This window comes from Mycobacterium sp., assembly GCF_035623875.1.
GTDB lineage: Bacteria > Actinomycetota > Actinomycetes > Mycobacteriales > Mycobacteriaceae > Mycobacterium.
Genome location: NZ_DASPSP010000257.1, coordinates 1 through 5,190 on the forward strand (window position 1 = coordinate 1; position 5,190 = coordinate 5,190).

Sequence of the window (5,190 nt, forward strand, 5' to 3'; positions counted from 1 at the left end):
GCGTCGACGAGGGCTATGGCAAGGTCGCCGATGCATTCCGCGCCAACTTCGCGGCCGGTCGCGAGGTGGGTGCCGCCGTCGCCGTTTATCGCAACGGCGCCAAAGTAGTCGACTTGTGGGGCGGCTACCGCAACGGGATCACCAAGACGCCCTGGCAGCACGACACCGTCGTCAACATGTACTCGACAACCAAGGGCGTTGCGTCGCTTGCCGTCGCTGTCGCTGCCTCGCGCGGACTCATCTCTTACGACGCTAAGGTCGCGGACTATTGGCCGCAGTTCGCGCAGGCGGGCAAGGCGGAAGTAACCGTGCGGCAGTTGCTATCCCACCAAGCCGGGCTACCCGCGCTGGATGCACCGCTGCGGTTGGCAGACCTGGCCGACCTCGACACGCTGTCGGCGGTGCTCGCCGCCCAGGCCCCGGCCTGGCCGCCCGGAGCCCGGCACGGCTATCACACCCTCACGCTCGGCTGGTATGAGTCCGAACTCATCCGGCACGCCGATCCTGCCGGGCGCACACTTGGTCGCTTCTTCGCCGAAGAGGTCGCCGCCCCCCTGGGCCTAGCCCTGTACATCGGACTGCCCGACTCGGTAGACCGCGACCGGGTCGCACACTTACACGGCTGGCCGCGCGCGGAGGCGCTGTTGCATCTCAACACCTTCCCCGCGAGATTCGCACTGTCGCTGCTGAATCCCTTGAGCTTGGCCAGCAAATCCGCCAATATCCCGAAAGATGTCGACGTGATGAACGACTTCAACCGCGACGAGGTGCGCACCGTCGAGATGCCTGCGGGCAACGGGATTGGCACCGCTCGTTCGGTCGCGAAGGCCTATGGTTCCACCGCGACCGGTGGCCACGAACTCGGCTTGACGCCAGACACTCTCGACGCACTAACTCAGTTGGCCGTCGTACCCACCGGGGGAGTACGCGACAAGGTGCTGCACGTCGATACGGCTTTTTCGCTGGGCTACTGTAAACCCGTCCCGCACTTCCGGTTCGGGTCTTCCGACAAGGCGTTCGGCACACCCGGATACGGGGGTTCGTTCGGTTTCTCCGACCCCGACACCGGAGTCGGTTTCGCGTACGTGATGAACCGGTTGGGTTTTCACCTGTGGAGCGATCCGCGCGAGCTGGCGCTGCGCCAAGCCGTGTTCCGTGACGTACTGGGCGCACGGCCGCAGAAGTAGCCCGACTTTCGCGAGCGACTTCAGAGCTCGGTCGCCGAGCCTCCGGCGGCGGTGATCTTCTCCCGCGCGCTGCCGCTGAACTTGTGTGCGGTCACAGCCACCTTGACGGTCAACTTGCCGTCACCGAGGACCTTGACGAGCGAGTTCTTGCGCACCGCTCCCTTGGCCACCAGCTCGTCGACACCGACCGAACCGCCTTGCGGGAATAACCGATTGATGTCCCCGACGTTGACGATCTCGTATTCGGTGCGGAACCGGTTGCGGAAGCCCTTGAGCTTGGGCAGCCGCATGTGAATCGGCATCTGCCCACCCTCGAAGGTCACCGGCATGTTCTTACGGGCCTTGGTGCCCTTGGTGCCGCGGCCCGCGGTCTTACCCTTTGACCCCTCACCGCGACCGACGCGGGTGCGCTTGGTCTTCGATCCGGGCGCAGGCGCCAGGTCGTGCAGTTTGATCGTCATTTGGTGTTACCTCCCGCCGTGTCGGCCGGCTCCACCTCGACGAGGTGACGCGCGGCCGCGATCAGCCCGCGGGTCTGGGCGTCGTCCTCGCGGATGACCGAATGGCGAATCCGTCGAAGCCCCAAGGTGCGCAGGCTCTCTCGCTGCTTCCAGCGGGCGCCGATCGCGCTGCGCACCTGGGTGATCTTCAGCTGAGTCTGTGGTGCTGCTTTTGCTCTGCCTTTTTCTGCGGCTTTTTCTAAGGCCATGGGTTATGCCGTTCCTTCACGTGCAGCGTTGACACTGGCGGCCAGCCGCTCGCTTTCCCGCCGGGCGCGCAGCATGCCGGCTGGGGCGACATCCTCGATCGGCAGTCCACGCCGGGCGGCCACCTCCTCGGGCCGCTGCAAAAGCTTAAGCGCAGCGACCGTGGCGTGCACCACGTTGATCGCGTTGTCGCTGCCCAACGACTTGGCCAGAATGTCACGCACGCCAGCGCATTCCAGCACCGCACGGGCAGCACCACCGGCGATCACACCGGTACCGGGGCTGGCCGGACGCAGCAGTACGACGCCCGCGGCGGCCTCACCCTGCACCGGATGGGTGATGGTGCCGCCGATCAGCGGCACCCGGAAGAAGCCCTTGCGGGCCTCCTCGACACCTTTGGCGATCGCGGCCGGGACTTCCTTGGCCTTGCCGTAGCCGACACCGACCATCCCGTTGCCGTCGCCGACAATGACCAAAGCGGTGAAGCTGAATCGCCGACCACCCTTGACCACCTTGGAAACACGGTTGATCGTGACGACCCGCTCCAGATAGTTGCTCTTGTCCGCGTCGCGGTCACGACCGCCGCGGCGGTCATCGCGGCGGCCTCGGCTCTCGCGTGTGTCACGGTCTCGGCCCTCGGCGCGAGTGTCACCGGCACCCCCAGCAGTCCCGGTCGCCTGGCCGGCTGTTCCAGCCGGTTGCTCCGCCATTATGCGGTCCTTCCAAAGTCGTTGCTTGTCATCAGAACTTCAATCCGCTCTCTCGCGCGGCGTCGGCCAGTGCAGCGATCCGCCCGCCGTAGGTATAACCGCCGCGGTCGAACACCACCGTATCGATTCCGGCGGCTTTGGCCCGCTCGGCGATCAGCTGGCCGACCCGCACACTGTGTGCCTTCTTGTCGCCGTCCACGCCCCGCACGTCGGCCTCGATCGACGAGGCCGCGGCCAGCGTGGTGCCGTTGAGGTCGTTGACCAACTGCACGTGGATGTGCCGCGACGAGCGGTGCACCACCAGCCGTGGGCGCTCCGGGGTGCCCGAGATCTTTTTGCGCAGCCGGGCGTGCCGCCGCAGCCGGGACCTCCGCCGCTCGGCGGATACGCTCTGCCCCACCGACTTTGGTGCGGCGGTATCAGCTTTTGATTGCGCCATGACTACTTACCTGTCTTTCCGACCTTGCGGCGGATCTGCTCACCCTCGTAGCGCACGCCCTTGCCCTTGTACGGGTCAGAGCGGCGCAGGCGACGGATGTTCGCCGCGATCTGGCCGACCTTCTGCTTGTCAATCCCGGAGATCGAGAACTTCGTCGGCGACTCCACCGCGAACGTGACACCATCCGGCGCCGCGATCACCACCGGATGGCTGTACCCCAGCGCGAACTCGAGGTTGGAACCCTTCAGCTGCACGCGATAGCCGACACCGAAGATCTCCATCTTGGTGGTGTAGCCCTGCGTTACACCGGTCACCAGGTTGGAGACCAGCGTGCGGGACAACCCGTGCAGGGAACGGTTGTGCCGCTCGTCGTCGGGACGGTTCACCACGATGGCGCCATCCTCGTTGCGCGCCACGGTGATCGGTTCGGCGACCGTCAAGCCCAAGGTGCCCTTGGGCCCCTTGACCGAGACGTTCTGGCCGTCGATCGTCACCTCGACCCCGGCGGGAACCGGAACAGGCTGCTTACCAATACGCGACATGGCTTTTCCTCTCAGCCCCTCACCACACGTACGCGAGGACTTCGCCGCCCACGCCCTGTCTGGCTGCCTGACGGTCGGTGAGCAGGCCCGAGGAGGTCGAGATGATCGCCACACCCAGGCCACCGAGCACCCGCGGCAGGTTGGTGGACTTGGCGTACACCCGCAACCCTGGCTTGGACACCCGTCGCAGACCGGCGATGCCGCGCTCCCGGCTGGGCCCGTACTTGAGCTGAACGACCAACGCCTTGCCGACGCGTGCGTCTTCGGTGTGGTAGTCGCTGATGTAACCCTCCCGCTTGAGGATCTCGGCGATGTTGGCCTTGAGCTTCGAATGCGGCAGCGTCACCTCATCGTGATACGCCGAGTTGGCGTTGCGCAGACGTGTCAAGAAGTCTGCGATCGGGTCCGTCATCGTCATCGTTTATGTCCCGTCACCAGCTGCTCTTCTGCACGCCGGGCAGTTCGCCCGCGTGCGCCATCTCGCGCAGGCAGATCCTGCACAGCCCGAACTTGCGGAACACCGCGCGCGGACGGCCGCACCTGCCGCAGCGGGTGTAGCCCCGTACCGCGAACTTGGGCTTGCGTGCGGCCTTGTTAACTAATGCCTTCTTAGCCATCTAGTCAGTTCTCCTTGAACGGAAAGCCGAGGGCCCGCAACAGCGCTCGCCCTTCGTCGTCGGTCGTCGCCGAGGTGACGACGTTGATGTCCATGCCGCGGACCCGGTCGATCTTGTCCACGTCGATCTCGTGGAATACCGATTGCTCGCCCAGTCCGAAGGTGTAGTTGCCGACGCCGTCGAACTGCTTGGGCGAAAGCCCGCGGAAGTCACGGATACGCGGCAGCGCGATCGATGTGAGCCGGTCGAGGAACTCCCACATCCGGTCTCCGCGCAAGGTGACCCGGACGCCGATCGGCATACCCTCGCGCAGCTTGAATTGCGCGATCGACTTGCGGGCCTTGCGGATTTCGGGCCGCTGACCGGTGATCAGCGCCAGGTCGTTGACCGCGCCGTTGATCAGCTTGGCGTCACGGGCCGCTTCGCCCACACCCATGTTGACGACGACCTTCGTCACGGTCGGGATCTGCATGACGTTGCCGTAGCCGAACTGCTTGTGCAGCGCATCCCGGATCTCGTTGCGGTAGCGCTCTTTAAGGCGCGGCTGAGCTTTCACATCGGCCTCTGATGTGGTCATTTCAGATGTCCTTGCCATTGCGCTTGGAAATGCGGACCCGCTTGCCGGTTTCCTCGTCTACCCGGTAGCCGATGCGGGCCGGCTTGCCGTCCGAGTCGACCACCATCACGTTGGAGACGTGGATCGGGGCCTCCTGGGTGACGATTCCGCCCGACCGGGCTCCGCGCTGGTTGGTCGAAACCGCCGTGTGCTTCTTGATCCGGTTGACGCCCTCGACCAGCACCCGGTTACGGTCCGGGTAAGCCTGCAAGACTTTGCCCTTGGCACCTTTATCTTTGCCAGCGATGACCAGGACGGTGTCGCCCTTGTGGACCTTCATCTACAACACCTCCGGGGCCAGCGAGATGATCTTCATGAACCGCTTCTCGCGCAGTTCGCGGCCGACCGGCCCGAAAATGCGGGTCCCGCGCG

General features: G+C 65.2%; 11 protein-coding genes. 1 reads left to right on the forward strand and 10 read right to left on the reverse strand.

Annotation, left to right across the window (positions count from 1 at the left end; translation table 11 throughout):
* A partial coding sequence (locus VEI45_RS21085; RefSeq protein ID WP_324856474.1) for a serine hydrolase domain-containing protein occupies positions 1 to 1,187 on the forward strand: 1,187 nt, incomplete at its 5' end.
* A 20-nt stretch (positions 1,188 to 1,207) separates the two neighbouring features.
* Here VEI45_RS21085 and rplO read toward each other — a convergent pair.
* The 10 genes from rplO to VEI45_RS21135 form a co-directional block, all read right to left on the reverse strand.
* On the reverse strand, positions 1,208 to 1,648 hold the full coding sequence (gene rplO / locus VEI45_RS21090; protein WP_324856475.1) for a 50S ribosomal protein L15: 441 nt from the start codon (positions 1,646 to 1,648) through the stop codon (positions 1,208 to 1,210).
* Positions 1,645 to 1,896, reverse strand: a complete 252-nt coding sequence (rpmD, locus tag VEI45_RS21095) for a 50S ribosomal protein L30 (RefSeq protein ID WP_324856476.1) — start codon at positions 1,894 to 1,896, stop codon at positions 1,645 to 1,647. Before rpmD ends, rplO begins: the two co-directional genes overlap by 4 nt.
* Positions 1,897 to 1,899: 3 nt before the next feature.
* Positions 1,900 to 2,604, reverse strand: coding sequence for a 30S ribosomal protein S5 (gene rpsE / locus VEI45_RS21100; RefSeq protein ID WP_324856477.1), 705 nt, complete (start codon positions 2,602 to 2,604; stop codon positions 1,900 to 1,902).
* 31 nt (positions 2,605 to 2,635) lie between these two features.
* The gene (rplR, locus tag VEI45_RS21105) at positions 2,636 to 3,004 is read right to left on the reverse strand and encodes a 50S ribosomal protein L18 (RefSeq protein ID WP_324856483.1); all 369 of its coding nucleotides are present in this window, start codon (positions 3,002 to 3,004) and stop codon (positions 2,636 to 2,638) included.
* Positions 3,005 to 3,045: 41 nt separating this feature from the next.
* Positions 3,046 to 3,585: a 50S ribosomal protein L6 gene (gene rplF, locus VEI45_RS21110; protein ID WP_324856478.1), complete on the reverse strand. Its 540-nt coding sequence runs from the start codon at positions 3,583 to 3,585 to the stop codon at positions 3,046 to 3,048.
* A gap of 19 nt (positions 3,586 to 3,604) precedes the next feature.
* A complete protein-coding gene (rpsH, locus tag VEI45_RS21115) occupies positions 3,605 to 4,003 on the reverse strand; it encodes a 30S ribosomal protein S8 (protein ID WP_324856479.1) in 399 nt (132 codons plus the stop codon).
* Positions 4,004 to 4,016: 13 nt separating this feature from the next.
* Positions 4,017 to 4,202: a type Z 30S ribosomal protein S14 gene (locus tag VEI45_RS21120; protein WP_324856480.1), complete on the reverse strand. Its 186-nt coding sequence runs from the start codon at positions 4,200 to 4,202 to the stop codon at positions 4,017 to 4,019.
* 4 nt (positions 4,203 to 4,206) lie between these two features.
* On the reverse strand, positions 4,207 to 4,779 hold the full coding sequence (gene rplE / locus VEI45_RS21125) for a 50S ribosomal protein L5 (RefSeq protein ID WP_324856481.1): 573 nt from the start codon (positions 4,777 to 4,779) through the stop codon (positions 4,207 to 4,209).
* A 1-nt stretch (position 4,780) separates the two neighbouring features.
* A complete protein-coding gene (gene rplX, locus VEI45_RS21130; RefSeq protein WP_324856482.1) occupies positions 4,781 to 5,098 on the reverse strand; it encodes a 50S ribosomal protein L24 in 318 nt (105 codons plus the stop codon).
* Positions 5,099 to 5,190: uL14 family ribosomal protein (locus tag VEI45_RS21135; RefSeq protein WP_324856484.1), on the reverse strand; the 92-nt coding region annotated here is incomplete at its 5' end.

What these genes read in the sequence shown, in the direction of transcription:
- rplO (WP_324856475.1), bottom strand. Translation starts at nt 1,648, where the DNA reads ATGACGATCAAACTGCACGACCTGGCGCCTGCGCCCGGATCGAAGACC.
- rpmD (WP_324856476.1), bottom strand. Translation starts at nt 1,896, where the DNA reads ATGGCCTTAGAAAAAGCCGCAGAAAAAGGCAGAGCAAAAGCAGCACCA.
- rpsE (WP_324856477.1), bottom strand. Translation starts at nt 2,604, where the DNA reads ATGGCGGAGCAACCGGCTGGAACAGCCGGCCAGGCGACCGGGACTGCT.
- rplF (WP_324856478.1), bottom strand. Translation starts at nt 3,585, where the DNA reads ATGTCGCGTATTGGTAAGCAGCCTGTTCCGGTTCCCGCCGGGGTCGAG.
- rpsH (WP_324856479.1), bottom strand. Translation starts at nt 4,003, where the DNA reads ATGACGATGACGGACCCGATCGCAGACTTCTTGACACGTCTGCGCAAC.
- VEI45_RS21120 (WP_324856480.1), bottom strand. Translation starts at nt 4,202, where the DNA reads ATGGCTAAGAAGGCATTAGTTAACAAGGCCGCACGCAAGCCCAAGTTC.
- rplE (WP_324856481.1), bottom strand. Translation starts at nt 4,779, where the DNA reads ATGACCACATCAGAGGCCGATGTGAAAGCTCAGCCGCGCCTTAAAGAG.
- rplX (WP_324856482.1), bottom strand. Translation starts at nt 5,098, where the DNA reads ATGAAGGTCCACAAGGGCGACACCGTCCTGGTCATCGCTGGCAAAGAT.